This is a genomic window from Miniimonas sp. S16 (genome assembly GCF_057748195.1).
Genome location: NZ_CM173242.1, coordinates 1620494 through 1634358 on the forward strand (window position 1 = coordinate 1620494; position 13865 = coordinate 1634358).

Annotated in this window: 12 protein-coding genes and 1 riboswitch; of the genes, 6 read left to right on the forward strand and 6 right to left on the reverse strand. The window is 72.2% G+C overall.

The features are described from left to right. Positions 1-416: 416 nt before the first annotated feature. The 5 genes from AC3AQ1_RS07030 (at position 417) to AC3AQ1_RS07050 (ending at position 6582) form a co-directional block, all read left to right on the forward strand. The gene (locus AC3AQ1_RS07030) at positions 417-1781 is read left to right on the forward strand and encodes an ABC transporter substrate-binding protein (RefSeq protein ID WP_108718398.1); all 1365 of its coding nucleotides are present in this window, start codon (positions 417-419) and stop codon (positions 1779-1781) included. Positions 1782-1918: 137 nt separating this feature from the next. Beyond that, on the forward strand, positions 1919-3052 hold the full coding sequence (locus AC3AQ1_RS07035) for a carbohydrate ABC transporter permease (RefSeq protein ID WP_370445335.1): 1134 nt from the start codon (positions 1919-1921) through the stop codon (positions 3050-3052). After that, positions 3049-3957 (forward strand): carbohydrate ABC transporter permease, encoded by a 909-nt coding sequence (locus tag AC3AQ1_RS07040; RefSeq protein ID WP_108718400.1) that lies wholly within the window; start codon positions 3049-3051, stop codon positions 3955-3957. The genes AC3AQ1_RS07035 and AC3AQ1_RS07040 overlap by 4 nt, the downstream gene beginning before the upstream one ends. Positions 3958-4078: 121 nt before the next feature. Then, positions 4079-5083 (forward strand): LacI family DNA-binding transcriptional regulator, encoded by a 1005-nt coding sequence (locus AC3AQ1_RS07045; protein WP_108718401.1) that lies wholly within the window; start codon positions 4079-4081, stop codon positions 5081-5083. 134 nt (positions 5084-5217) lie between these two features. Next, complete coding sequence (locus AC3AQ1_RS07050; RefSeq protein WP_108720055.1) at positions 5218-6582, forward strand: MFS transporter; 1365 nt, start codon at positions 5218-5220, stop codon at positions 6580-6582. A 375-nt stretch (positions 6583-6957) separates the two neighbouring features. Here AC3AQ1_RS07050 and AC3AQ1_RS07055 read toward each other — a convergent pair whose 3' ends face one another. The 3 genes from AC3AQ1_RS07055 to AC3AQ1_RS07065 all read right to left on the reverse strand — a co-directional run bounded on the left by AC3AQ1_RS07055 (position 6958) and on the right by AC3AQ1_RS07065 (position 9050). Further along, positions 6958-7272, reverse strand: a complete 315-nt coding sequence (locus AC3AQ1_RS07055) for a YbjQ family protein (RefSeq protein WP_108718402.1) — start codon at positions 7270-7272, stop codon at positions 6958-6960. A 144-nt stretch (positions 7273-7416) separates the two neighbouring features. Beyond that, positions 7417-8643: an O-succinylhomoserine sulfhydrylase gene (locus tag AC3AQ1_RS07060; protein WP_108718403.1), complete on the reverse strand. Its 1227-nt coding sequence runs from the start codon at positions 8641-8643 to the stop codon at positions 7417-7419. Next, a complete protein-coding gene (locus AC3AQ1_RS07065) occupies positions 8640-9050 on the reverse strand; it encodes a rhodanese-like domain-containing protein (protein ID WP_108718404.1) in 411 nt (136 codons plus the stop codon). Before AC3AQ1_RS07065 ends, AC3AQ1_RS07060 begins: the two co-directional genes overlap by 4 nt. Positions 9051-9060: 10 nt before the next feature. Beyond that, a riboswitch (SAM riboswitch) is annotated at positions 9061-9159 on the reverse strand. A 354-nt stretch (positions 9160-9513) separates the two neighbouring features. Here AC3AQ1_RS07065 and lpdA point away from each other — a divergent pair. After that, positions 9514-10908, forward strand: a complete 1395-nt coding sequence (lpdA, locus tag AC3AQ1_RS07070; protein ID WP_108718405.1) for a dihydrolipoyl dehydrogenase — start codon at positions 9514-9516, stop codon at positions 10906-10908. A gap of 184 nt (positions 10909-11092) precedes the next feature. On the opposite strand, the gene AC3AQ1_RS07075 is transcribed toward lpdA, so the two are convergent. From AC3AQ1_RS07075 to AC3AQ1_RS07085, 3 genes are all read right to left on the reverse strand, one after another. After that, entirely contained in the window at positions 11093-11758 is a 666-nt protein-coding gene (locus AC3AQ1_RS07075) for an SIMPL domain-containing protein (RefSeq protein ID WP_108718406.1), read from the reverse strand. Positions 11759-11969: 211 nt separating this feature from the next. Then, entirely contained in the window at positions 11970-12611 is a 642-nt protein-coding gene (locus AC3AQ1_RS07080) for a hypothetical protein (RefSeq protein WP_108718407.1), read from the reverse strand. A 2-nt stretch (positions 12612-12613) separates the two neighbouring features. Next, positions 12614-13813, reverse strand: a complete 1200-nt coding sequence (locus tag AC3AQ1_RS07085) for an FAD-dependent oxidoreductase (RefSeq protein ID WP_108718408.1) — start codon at positions 13811-13813, stop codon at positions 12614-12616. Positions 13814-13865: the final 52 nt, after the last annotated feature.

Below are 13865 nucleotides of genomic sequence, written 5' to 3' on the forward strand. Positions count from 1 at the left end.
TTGGCATGTGGGTCGCTCTGGCGTCGCGGACAGTCGCTCTGACGTCGCGGACAGTCGCTCTGACGTCGCGGACGGTCGCTCTGGCGTCGCGGACAGTCGCTCCCGCGCCACCGGCGAGTGCGCGAGAGGCCGCAAGCTCCGCCATCGAGACCGCAAGCACCGCATCCGGCAAGCCCGACGCGACCACGAACCCCTCCACCCACCCGCAGATAACGATCCGATCACGTCCGACGCGCCCGAACCCACGCTGACCTGCGCAAACGCACACGCAGCTGCCAACACCGTGGTACCGCTCCCAGAAGTGTGGTTGCGCTTCCACGCCGAGCATGTGACGCTGCTCTCAGGTGAGAGCGCTTCCACGATCGCCTCACTCTCGGGCACGGCAGGTGCCCGACCGATGACGAAGGAGTCACACCGTGCGCAGTTCCCGTACCCGCAGCGTCGCCACGGCGACGGCACTCGCAGCGAGCCTCGCGCTCGTCCTCACCGCCTGCGGCGGCGGTTCCGGATCCGGTTCCGACGCCACCGGCGACTCGACACAGGCCGCGGGCGGCGACGCCTCGACCGACGCCGGCGCAGGTTCCGGCGAGCAGATCAAGCTCACCGTCGCGACGTTCAACGACTTCGGCTACACCGACGAGCTCTTCGACCAGTACGAGGCCGACCACCCCGGCGTCACGGTCGAGCAGGTCAAGGCCGCCAAGTCCGAGGACGCCCGCACCAACATGACCACCAAGCTCGGCGCCGGCGGCACGGGCCTGGCGGACATTGAGGCGATCGAGGTCGACTGGCTACCCGAGCTCATGCAGTACCCCGACCTTTTCGTCGACCTGTCCGACCCCGCGCTCGCCGACCGCTGGGTGCAGTGGAAGGTCGACCAGGCCACCACGACCGACGGCAAGCTCATCGGCTACGGCACCGACATCGGCCCCGAGGCGATCTGCTACCGCCAGGACCTGTTCGAGGCCGCGGGCCTGCCGAGCACGCCCGACGAGGTCGCCACGCTGCTCGGCGGCGACGACGCCACCTGGGACACCTACTTCGAGGTCGGCAAGCAGTTCGTCACCGCCTCCGACTCCGCCTGGTACGACTCGGCCTCGGCCACCTACCAGGGCATGGTCAACCAGCTCACCAACGCCTACGAGGAGTCCGACGGCACCCCGAAGGACCTCGCCACGAACCAGCCGATCATCGACCTGTGGACGCAGGTCACCCAGGCGAGCGCCGACGGCCTGTCCGCCGGCCTCGAGCAGTGGTCCGCCGACTGGGACGCCGCGTTCCAGAAGGACGGCTTCGCCACCATGCTCTGCCCGGCCTGGATGACCGGCCCGATCGAGGAGCGCGCCGGCGGCGTGACCGGCTGGAACGTCGCGGACGTCTTCCCCGGCGGCGGCGGCAACTGGGGCGGCTCGTTCCTCACCGTCCCCGCCTCGGGCGCCAACACCGAGGCCGCCAAGGAGCTCGCCGCCTGGCTGACGAGCCCCGAGGTGCAGACGCAGGCGTTCACCTCGGCCGGCACCTTCCCCTCGCAGATCGAGGCGCAGAGCTCCACGGCGGTCCAGGAGTTCACGAACCCGTTCTTCAACGACGCCCCGGTCGGCGCGATCTTCTCCGCTCGTGCGCAGGCCATCAAGGGTGCCCCGTTCAAGGGCCCGAACTACTTCTCGATCCACACCGCGGTGCAGGACGGCCTCAAGCGCGTCGACGTCGAGAAGACCGACGACGCCGACAGCTCCTGGGCCAAGTCGGTCCAGGCGTTCAAGGACCTCGGCCTGTCCTGACGGTCCGATGACCCCGGTGCCGGTGCGGTGCGCGAGAGCGCGCCGCACCGGCACCCGCCGGTCCAGCCCTCCCCGTCAGCCCACCACCGTCAGGCCAGGACCCCATGACCAGCACCCTCTCCCGGAGGGCGGGCACCATGACCGACCCCGCGCCACCGCGCACCCCGCGCCGCGTCGCCTTCTCCCAGAAGCTCTCGCGCTGGGACGTCAAGGTCTCCCCCTACCTCTTCATCTCCCCCTTCTTCCTGCTGTTCGCCCTCACCGGCCTGTTCCCCCTCCTGTACACCGCGGTCGTCTCGGTGCACGAGTGGAACCTGCTGGGCGGCCAGGGTGACTTCGTCGGCCTGCAGAACTACGTCGACGTGCTCGGCCAGGCGACGTTCTGGAAGTCCCTGCGCAACACCTTCTCGATCTTCCTGCTCAGCTCGGTGCCGCAGGTCGTCGCCGCCATCGTGCTCGCCGCGCTGCTGGACCAGAACCTGCGCTCGGCGACCTTCTGGCGGATGGGCGTGCTGCTGCCCTACGTCGTCGCCCCCGTCGCGGTCTCGATGATCTTCGGCCGCCTCTTCGCCGACCAGTACGGGCTCGTCAACAGCCTCCTCACCGGCATCGGCCTCGACCCGATCGCCTGGCACGCGAGCCCGCTCGCCAGCCACGTCGCGATCGCCACGATGGTGAACTTCCGCTGGACGGGCTACAACGCCCTCATCTTCCTCGCGGCCATGCAGGCCGTGCCGCGCGAGCTCTACGAGGCCGCGATCATCGACGGCGCCGGCCGCATCCGGCAGTTCTTCTCCGTCACGGTCCCGCAGATCCGCGCCACGGTGATCTTCGTGGTCATCACCTCCACGATCGGCGGCCTGCAGATCTTCGACGAGCCCCGCATGTTCGACGCCCAGGGCCTCGGCGGCGCCGACCGCCAGTGGATGACCACCGTCCTCTACCTCTACGACGTCGCCTGGGGCAACCAGAAGAACTTCGGCCGTGCGGCCGCGATCGCGTGGCTGCTGTTCCTCCTCATCCTGCTCATCGGTCTCGTGAACTTCGCGCTCACGCGCAGGATCGCCGACGATGGCGGGCGCGGCCGGTCCGCCCGTCGGCGCGCCTTGCGCCGCAGGGGAGTCGTGCCCGTGCCCGACGGCGAGCCTCGCCCCACGCGCCCGAGTGCGGTCGCGAGCGCCGCACTTCCCCCCGCACGCACGGCGGGCGCGAGCGACACCGACCCCGACGCCGGCCCCGCCACTTCCGACCCCGAGAGGAGCGCGTCATGAGCTCCCTGCCCGTCGTCGCCCAGACCGCCGGACCGCGCGCGGCCCGGGCCGCCGCTCGCCGTCGCGGGTCGGGCGGGGTGAACCGCCGACCGCGCTGGTTCACGTACGTGATCCTCGCCGTCGTGATCGTGATCTCGATCTTCCCGCTGTACTACACGGCCGTGCTCGGCTCGAGCGACCAGCAGGCGATCTCGCGCGACCCGTTCCCGCAGCTGTTCCCGGACCTCTCGCTGTTCGACCGGTTCGCCGAGATCATGGGGTCCACCGCGATCAACTTCTGGAAGGGCGCGGTCAACTCGGTCGTCATCGCGGTGGTGGTGTCACTGTCCACCGTGCTGTTCTCCACGCTTGCCGGCTTCTCGTTCGCGAAGCTGCGCTTCCGCGGGCGCGGGCCGCTGCTCGTGTTCGTCATCGCGACGATGGCCGTACCGACGCAGCTCGGCGTCATCCCGATGTACATCCTCGCGACGCGACTCGGCTGGGTCGGCTCGATCGAGGCCGTCATCGTGCCGGCGCTCGTGACCGCGTTCGGGGTGTTCTGGATGACCCAGTACCTCGGCGAGGCGCTGCCCTACGAGCTCGTCGAGGCCGCGCGGGTCGACGGCGCGAGCGTGCTGCGGACTTTCTGGTCGGTGGCGCTCCCGGCCGCGCGCCCCGCGGCCGCGATGCTCGCGCTGTTCACGTTCGTCGCCCAGTGGACCAACTTCTTCTGGCCCTCGATCGTGCTCAACCAGTCCAACCCGACGCTGCCGATCGTGGTGCGCTCGCTGCAGGCCACGTACTTCGTGGACTACTCCCTCCTCATGGCGGGCGTGCTGCTCGTGACGCTCCCGCTCATCGTCGTGTTCCTGTTCACCGGCAAGCAGCTCGTCGCCGGGATCATGCAGGGCGCGGTCAAGGGGTGAGCTGACGCTCGCGGACCCCCGCCTGCTCTCCAGGCACCGGCGCCTGGGGAGCAGGCGTCCGCGGACGGCGGCGCACCCGTGCGGCGGCCTACGATGACGGCCGGAGAGACGAGGGAGCAGGATGAGCACGATCAGCGGCCGCGCGCCGACGCTCGACGAGGTCGCACGCGAGGCCGGGGTGTCGCGCTCCACCGCCTCGCGGGCGATCAACGGAGGCAAGCGCGTCTCCCCCACCGCCCAGGCCGCCGTCGACGACGCCGTGCAGCGCCTCGGCTTCACCCCCAACCCGGCCGCGCGCGCGCTCGCGACGCAGCAGACCGGCTCGGTCGCCCTCGTCATCCCCGAGCCGGACGACCGCTTCCTCAACGACCCCTTCCTCCTCGGCGTGCTGCGCGGGGTGTCCGGCGCGCTCGCCGTCACCGAGCTGCAGCTCGTGCTGCTCATCAGCAACCGCACGCCCGGCCGCCTCGTGCGCTACCTCCAGGCCGGGCACGTCGACGGCGCGATCATCGCCTCCCCGCACCGCGGCGACCACCTCGAGGAGGGCCTGCGCGGGTCACGCCCGATCGTGTTCATCGGCCGTCCGTTCGAGATGAACGGGCTCAGCTTCGTCGACGTCGACAACGTCACCGGCGCCCGGCTCGCCACCGAGGTGCTCGTCCGCGCAGGTCGCACGCGCATCGGCACGGTCGCCGGACCGACGGACATGACCGCCGGCCAGGACCGGTTCATCGGCTGGCAGGAGGCGCTGGACGCGGCCGGCCTGCCGCACGACGCGGCCGAGGCCGCCGACTTCTCCGTGCCCGCCGCGGAGGCCGCGGCCGAGCGCCTGCTCGACGCGCACGACGTCGACGCGATCTTCGTCGCCTCCGACACGATGGCCGTGGGCGTGCGGCGCGCGCTGGACCGCCGCGGTCTGCGCGTGCCCGACGACGTCGCGCTCGTCGGGTTCGACGACCTCGGCACCGCGGAGCTCATGCACCCGCGGCTCACCACGATGTCCAACCCCGTGCTCGACCTGTCGGCCCGCGCCACCTCGATGCTGCTCGCCCGCCTGACCGACCCGTCGCTGCCGCCCGAGCACGTCCTCCTGCCGACGCGGCTGGTTTCGGGCGGTTCGGTGTGACGCATCCCGAGGCCCCGGACGGGGAGGCGGTCACGACCGAGACGACACCGGCAGAGACGACACCGACCGGGGCGAGGCCCACGGGCACGGCGCCCGCGAGGCCGCGCACCAGCCCCGCGCGCTACGGCGTCGGGATGTTCGGCACCTCGATCCCGATCAACCTCATCAAGGGGTCGATGCTGTTCTTCTACGTCGACCTGCTCGGGATGGACGCCGCGGTCTTCGCCGGCGTCTACGCCGTGTACGGGATCATCGACGCGATCGACAACCCCGTGTTCGGCTACCTCTCCGACCGCACGCGGACCCGGTGGGGCCGACGCAAGCCGTACCTCGTCGTGGGGTCGGCGGTCCTGCTGCTCGCCAGCATCGCGCTGTTCGCCGTGCCCGGCGGCGTGGCCTCCTCCGCGACGGCGCTGGTGGTCTGGTTCGCGATCTTCGCCGTGCTGGCCGAGATGGCCGACTCCCTCATCAACGCCAACTACGGCGCGCTGCTGCCGGAGCTCTTCCCGGCCGAACGCGTGCGCGCGTCCGCCAACGCGATCCGCCAGGGCTGCCAGCTCCTCGCGATGATCCTCGCGCTCGGGCTGACGCCGGTGCTCGCGCAGAACGTGCTCGGCTGCCCCGTGGACGCCGCCGGCTGCGCCGACCCCACGGTGGGCTACACCCGGCTGGCCGTGATCTTCGCGGTGCTCGGCGTCGCCGTGATCCTCTACATGACGTTCGGCGTGCACGAGGACCCGCAGGCCTCCCACGAGGAGCGTCCGCCGTTCCTCGCCTCGATCCGGCAGATCCTCACCAACCGCTACTTCTGGACCATCGGCGTGGTCAACGCCTGCTACGGCTCGGCCATGGCGCTCGTGCTCAACGGCCTGCAGCTCTACGTGCGCTACTCCCTCGGCGGCGGCGGGCTGGACGCGACGATCCTGCAGGTCGTCGTCGTGGTCGGGGCGATCGGGATGCTCGCGGTGTGGGCGCGGCTCGTGCGGCGCTGGGGCGCGGAGCGCACGTGGAAGCGCGCCCTGCCGATCGCGGCGGTCGCGTTCGCGCCGCTGTTCTTCGTGCAGGACCTGCTCGGCGCGGTGATCGCGGGCCTGTGCGTCGCCGTCGGGTACTCCGGCGTCCTCGCGACGAACGACCTCATCATGGCCCGCGTCCTCGACGACGACGCCACCCGGCACGGCGTGCACCGCGAGGGCATCTTCCTGTCGGCGTTCGGGGTGCTCGGCCGGCTCAACGGACTCGTGGTGGCCGCCGCGCTCGCCTCGCTCACGCTGTTCTTCGGCTACCGGTCCGGCGCGACGCCAGGCCCCAACCCGGACCTGGCGTTCCGCTTCTACCTGTCCGTCTACCCCGTGATCCTGCTCGTCATCGGCACCGTGATCTCCCGCTTCGTGCACGTGCCGGGCTGGGACCCGCGCAACCCGGACGCGGGGCGCGACGGCCGGACCGGCGCGGCGGGTGAGCGCGTCGAGGTGCTGCGCGGTGACCTCGGCGACTGACGCCGCGGCCCGCGGCGTGACGGCCGGGTCGCAGGGGTCGCAACTCGTGCGGCCTGCGACGGCGTGCCTGGCTGCGCGTGCGGCGCGCCGCCCCGTGGCGCACCGCCGCGTGACGTACCTGGTGTCGTGCCTCGTACGGCGCCCGGCGTCTCGCACACGGAGCGCGCGTGGCGCACCCTGTGGACACCGCGCAACCCTGGCCGCCGAAGACCGCTACGGTGGCCGCGGTGTGCGCGGCCGAGCGCTGCGTCACCGCCGCGGACCTGCGGGGGGCGAGCGACGCCGTCGGGCTCGACGGCGTGCCGCGCCCTCCCCTCCCAGCTCCTGCGCGAGTACGGCCCGAAGCGGGCGGGGCCGTACTCGCGCAGGTACCGCCTACTGCAGGATGACGGCCGTCCCGTAGGCGACGACCTCCTGGTAGGACCCGCCGATGTCGTTGCTGTCGTAGCGCATCGCGAGCACCGCGTTCGCGCCCAGCGCCTGCGCGTTCTCGCACATCCGGCCGTAGGCCTCGTCGCGGGTCTCCTGGAGCTGCTGCGTGAGCCCCTTGAGCTCGCCGCCGCCGATCGCCTTGAAGCCGGCGCCGAGCTGCGCGCCGATGTGCCGCGCGCGCACGGTGATGCCGGAGACCTCACCGAGGACGCGCACGACCTGCGCGCCCGGGACGTCGTTCATGGTGGAGACGAACATTGGCCTGCTCCTCGACTCTGGTCGGGGTCGGCCGTCCCGACCCCCGCAGCACGGTACGCCGACGGGGACCCCCGCGGGCCTGTCTAGTGGGGGCCTGTCTCACCAGCACCCGCGTCTGACCGGCCCGCGTCTGACCGGCCCGCGTCAGAACGGAGCCGCGAGCCCGCGCGCGAGGTCGTCGAGCAGGTCCGCGGGATCCTCCAGGCCGACGGACAGCCGGATCGTCGTCTCGGCGATGCCGGTGCGCTGCCGACCGGCGTAGCCCGTCTTCATGTGCGTCGTCGTTGCGGGGTGCGTCACGAGCGACTTGGCGTCGCCGAGGTTGTTCGAGATGTCGATGAGCCGCAGCGCATCGAGGAACGCGAACGAGCGCACCTTGCCGCCCTCGGGGTCGGTCGGGCCGTCGAGCGTGAACGCGACGACCGTCCCGCCCGCCGTCTGCTGGGTGGTGGCGAGCGCGTGCTGCGGGTGCGAGGGGAGGTACGGGTAGCGCACGCCCACCACGCCGGGCTGGTTCTCGAGCCACCGCGCCACGGCGAGCGCGCTCTCGGACTGACGCTGGACGCGCAGGTCCATCGTCTCCAGGCCCTTGAGCAGCACCCACGAGTTGAACGGGCTGATCGTCGGGCCGGTGTTGCGCAGGAACGTCTGCAGCGGCCCGGTCACGTACTCGCGCGAGCCGAGCACCGCGCCCCCCATCACGCGCCCCTGGCCGTCGATGTGCTTGGTCGCGGAGTACACGACGACGTCCGCGCCGAACGCGAGCGGGCGCTGCAGGGCCGGCGTCGCGAACACGTTGTCCACGATGACCGTCGCGCCCGCGGCGTGCGCGAGCCGGGACACCTCGGCGATGTCGACGATGTCCTGCATCGGGTTCGACGGCGTCTCGAAGAACACGACGTCGGCCGGCGTCGCGAGCGCCTGCGCCCACTGCTCGTTGACGTGCGCGTCGACGTAGACCGTCTCGATGCCCCAGGAGGTGAACAACTCGTCGAGCACGAGGAGCGTGGAGCCGAACATCGCCCGGCCGGCCACGATGCGCGATCCCTGGCGCACGAGGCTCGCCATCGAGGCGAACACCGCGGCCATCCCGGACGCCGTCGCGAAGCACGCCTCGGCACCCTCGATGAGGCGCAGACGCTCCTCGAACGCGGACGTGGTGGGGTTGGCGTAGCGCGTGTAGGAGAACCGGTCGAGCTCGGCCAGGAAGGTCGCCTCGGCGTCGGCCGCGCGCGGGTAGACGTAGCCCTGCGTGAGGAACAGCGGCTCGGAGGTCTCCTTGAACCCGGTGCGCTCCTGGCCGCCGCGCACCGCGAGGGTCGCGGGGCGCAGGCCGTCGGGCAGGGCGCTGCGGGGCTGCGGGTCGGTCACGCCTGCTCCCCGTCCCACCGGGCCACGGGCAGACCGGTGCCGGCCCACCCGGCCTCGCTCGCCGTCGCGCCCTCGTACCCCTCGACGACGTTGTACGCCGGGCCGAGCCCCGCCTGCGTCGCGAGGCGCGCCGCGGCCACGCTGCGCCCGCCCGCCTTGCAGACGAACAGCACGGGCCGCGAGTCGCCGGGGCTGAGCCCGGCGTCGGCGAGCGCCGTGAGGAAGTCCGGGTTAGGACCCGCCGCCGTGAGCAGCGGGTCGAGCACGACGCGCCGGTGCAGCGGCCCGAGGTCGGGAATCCCGACCTCCGCCCACTCCTGCGGCGTGCGCACGTCCACCAGGACGGCGTCCTCGTGGTTCTCCAGCAGCTCCCACGCCTCGGCAGGCGTCAGGTCGGCCTCGTACATCACTCTCACCCCTCCATCGGTCCTGGCATGAGCACCCTCTCCCGCGTGAGGTCGCGGGGGGTTGCTGCAGCGTCGTCGAGCCAGGTCTCTCGGCTGCTCTGGATGGTCACGGACGATCGTAGTGCCCGACGGCGAGCCACGCCGCCCGCTTCGTCGCCGCGGTTCGGCGGTGGTGGGGCGGTCGGGGCGCCACGTCAGGACTCAGCCGCCCCGCAGCACGCGTAGCCGCGTCAGGCGTGGACACCGCGGAGGCCACGTCCACGAGAGCCGCGCCGCAACAGGCGTAGCCGCGTCAGGTGTGGACATGGCGGTGGCCATGTCCACGTGAGCCGCGCCGCAGCACGTGTAGCCGTGGCGACTGGTGCTCGGAGGCGAGGCTCGCCGTCGTGCGCCGCGGGAGACGTGACCGAGGCGACGCCGCACGGCGTCGAATCGCGGGTACCGCGGAACTAGGCTGAGGGCCATGGCTTCCCACTTTGATGTCGTTGTCCTCGGTGCGGGCCCCGGTGGCTACGTCGCCGCCATCCGTGCAGCGCAGCTCGGCAAGTCCGTCGCCGTCGTCGAGAAGAAGTACTGGGGCGGTGTGTGCCTCAACGTCGGGTGCATCCCCTCCAAGGCGCTGCTGAAGAACGCCGAGCTGGCGCACACGCTCACCCACGAGAAGGCCAAGTACGGCATCGAGGGCGAGGCGACGATGGCGTACGGCCCGACGCACGCGCGCAGCCGTCAGGTGTCCGCCGGCATCGTCAAGGGCGTCCACTTCCTCATGAAGAAGAACAAGATCACCGAGATCGACGGCTGGGGCACGCTGACGTCCCCCACGTCGATGGACGTGGCCCTGAACTCGGGTGAGACCGAGAACGTCACGTTCGACACCCTGATCCTCGCCACCGGGTCCGTCACGCGGATGCTCCCGGGCGTGCAGGTGAGCAAGAACGTCGTCACCTACGAGGAGCAGATCCTCGACGCCGACCTGCCGGGCTCGATCATCATCGCCGGCTCGGGCGCGATCGGCGTGGAGTTCGCCTACGTCATGACCAACTTCGGCGTCGACGTGACGATCGTGGAGTTCCTGGACCGGATGGTCCCGACCGAGGACGCCGACGTGTCCAAGGAGCTTGCCAAGCACTACAAGAAGCTCGGCGTGAAGGTGCTGACGGGCACCAAGGTCGAGTCGGTCGAGGACACCGGGTCGGGCGTCAAGGTCACCGTCTCCGCGGGCGGTGAGCAGAAGGTGCTCGAGGCGGACCGGCTGCTGTCGGCGATCGGCTTCGCGCCGCGCACCGAGGGCTTCGGCCTGGAGAACATCGGCGTGAAGCTCACCGAGCGTGGCGCCATCGAGATCGACGACTACATGCGCACCAACGTCCCGAACGTCTACGCGATCGGCGACGTCACCGCGAAGATGATGCTCGCGCACGTCGCGGAGGCGCAGGGCATCGTGGCCGCCGAGACCCTCGCGGGCGCCGAGACGATGTCGATCGACTACCGCTTCATCCCGCGCGCCACCTACTGCCACCCGCAGATCGGCTCGATGGGCCTCACCGAGCAGCAGGCCAAGGACGCCGGGCACGAGATCAAGGTCGCGACGTTCCCGTTCAGCGCGAACGGCAAGGCGCAGGGCCTCGGCGAGGGCGTCGGGTTCGTCAAGATCGTGGCCGACGCCGAGCGCAACGAGATCCTCGGCGCCCACATGATCGGCCCGGACGTCACCGAGCTGCTGCCCGCGATCAACGTGGCGCAGACGTGGGACCTCACCGCGGACGAGGTCTCGCGCGTCGTGTTCGCCCACCCGACGCTGGGCGAGGCCGTCAAGGAGGCCATGCACGGCATCTCGGGGCACATGATCAACTTCTGATCCTGGGCTCGTTCAGGCCTCGCGTCACCGCCAGAGGCCGCGAACCATCGGCACGCCGAACCCGGCGCTCGGACACCGAGCGCCGGGTTCTGGCTTTCCGGGCCCGCCGAACGCTGAGCCCTGGTCACGGATCACTGCCGAACGCTGAGTCCTGGTCACGGACCACTGCCGAGTTCAGGGCCGCCTACGCCCCGTCGGCCTCGAAGTCCGCACTGACGGACACCGTGAGCTCGATGTCGTCGGGCCGCAGCTCGACGCCGCCACCGCGACCACCCGAGTCCATCGCCAGGGAGCGCATCACCGGCTGGACGGGCGGTCGATCCCCGCCCGGACGCAGCCCCTCCTCGTACAGCGCGACGAGCCGCGGCGACCCCAGGCCCGCGGCGCGCGCGAACACGAACGCCTTCGCGAGCGCGTCACGGGTCGCGTCGACGCGGACGTCGTCGATCACCGAGTCGCGGCGGGAGTCCGTGAGGTCCCACGTGATCCCGGCTACCTCGACGTCCTCGCGCTCGGCCACCGCCACGCTCCACTCCGCGAGTGCGGTGAAGTCGCTGAACCGCACGCGCACGTCGGCGCGCGCCTGGAACCGGCGCACCTTGACCTGGTGGCCGTCGCGCTGCTCCCAGTCGATGAGCTGACCCGAGGACACCCCGTGCGAGCCCCACCACGTCGCGGCACCCGAGTCCACGTGCGCCTGCGCCTCCGCGCGCAAGTCCGTGTGGGTCCGGGTGACGCGTTCGAGCACCTCCCGCCGGTCGTCGCCGACGGCGGAGACCTCGACGCGCAGCGTTCCCCGCTCCGCCGACAGCGCCCGCTCGGCGTGCCCCGTGACGGCGATCCTCACCATGGTCTGTCCCTCTCGTCCGGTCGAGTCGCGGAGTACGACGCCGCTCGTGCCCTGCTCGATCGGGGCACGGACGTCGACTCCGGGTCGGGCCAGTCTGCCCCCTCGTGCGCCCACGCCCAGCCCCACCACGCACCAAGCACCACGCGCCACCCACAACGCACCGCCGCCGCCACCCGCCACGCACCGCCGCGGCGCACAGCCCAACCGCGCCTCACCCCCCGAGATCGAGCACCCGCTCGCGGATCACCCGCCAGGTGTAGACGTGCTCGTCCCGGCCCAGCTCAAGGACCGAGAGCGTCGGCGTGCGCACCCCGACGTCCCGCAGCCCGGCCTCGTGCACCGCCGCCACCAGTCCCGGCTCGTCGATCTCGGCGTCGAAGTACGCGAGCGACACGTGCGGGTGGAACGCCGCGGCCGGCCGCTCGACGCCCAGCACCTCGCCGACCACGCGCTCCTGGGCGACCTTCATCCCCGCCAGCCAGCCCGGCAGCGGCCCGGTCAGCGCGAGCCCCTCCCGTCCGAGGAAGAGCGTGTCGAGGACGAGCGGTCCGACGCCCGAGCTCGTCGCCGTGTCAGCGCCGAGCACCCTCCCCGCCACCTCCTCCAACGCGTGCGGTGACACCTCGTCGACAAACCCGATCCCGGTCATCGTGAGGTGCAGCCACGGCAGCGGCACCACCTCGACCCCCGCGCGCCCGCTCAGCGCGGGGAGGTAGCGCTCGGCCTCGCGCACCAGCTCGGGTGCGCCGCCGAACGTCAGGTGCACGGTCAGGTAGCGACGACCACGCTCCCACCCCGGCCGCCACCACCAGTGGCTCGCCGTCCGCTCGAACTCCCCCCGGACCAGCTGCACGGCTACGTCCCGTACCCGCGCCGCGCGCCGGCCTCCGCGCGGCCGGTCAGCCGGAACGCCGCCGCCGGCCCGGGCCCGACGCCGAGCGCCAGGTCCGCGAGCACCTCGCCCACGGCGGGGGCGAACTTGTACCCGTGCCCCGAGAACCCCGCCCCGACCACCACGTCCCCGCGCCGGTCGAGCACGAAGTCCGTGCTCGCCGTCGACGTGTACGTGCACGAGATCGCCTCGAACCGGTCGGGGTCCGCGGCCGGCAGCCAGTCCGCGGCGTACCGCCGCAGGTCGGCCATCTGCCGCTCCTCGTAGGCGTACGTCCGCTCGTCCGGGTCGAGCACGGCGCCCGTGCCGTGCCAGCCCGCCTTGATCCCCTCGCCCGGCGTGTGCATGCCGTAGACGTCCGAGCGGAAGTAGGCGTCCGCGGGGTCGTCGGGGTCCGGCGCGTGGTTGAAGCCCGGCAGGTCGCCCGTCAGCAGGTCGGGGCGCACGACGGCGAAGTGCGCCGGCTGCTCCTGCGTCACCTCGAGCGTCGGCAGCGGCAGGTCCAGGCCGCTGCTCGCCACGAGCCCGGCCGTCCACGCCCCGACGGTGAGGACCACGACGGCGCAGGTCACCTCGTCGGAGTCCGTCACCACCCGCACGCCGCCCTCGGGCAGCGGTTCCACCGCCCGCGCACGCGAGGAGAACCGCACGGCGCCACCGTGGCGCGTGACGCCGTCGTGCATCGCGGCGAGCGCGTCCGCGGCCCGGACCCGGGCGCCGGAGGGGACCCAGAGGACGTCGCGCCCGTCCCCGACGGGTGCGGCGCGAAAGCGCAGGGCCGGCCAGCGCTCGTGCGCCGCGTCGGCGGCGAGCCATTCGGCGTGCTCGCCGCGGGCGACGAGGGCGTCCCGGACCGCCTGCCACCGGGCCGTGCCGGCGAGGCCGCCGCCGTGGTTCACGAGGCCCACCGGGTCGAGGACCGGCATCGCGGCCTCCGTGGCGAGCTCCGCCCACAGGTCGCGGGCGCGCAGGACGAGGTCGAGGTAGTGGTCGGAGGAGTACGCGGTGTTGAAGTTGCGGGTCGCGCCGTGGCTGGCGCCCTCGTGGTGACCGGGCTCGAAGCGTTCGAGCAGGAGCACGTCGGTGCCGCGCCGGGCGAGGCTCCACGCCGTCGCCGCCCCCATCACGCCGCCGCCGACGACCACCACCTGGACCTGGGTCATGGGGGCCATCCTGGCGTGCGACGGCCCCGGGCCGCGAGGAGGTCGGGTGGTT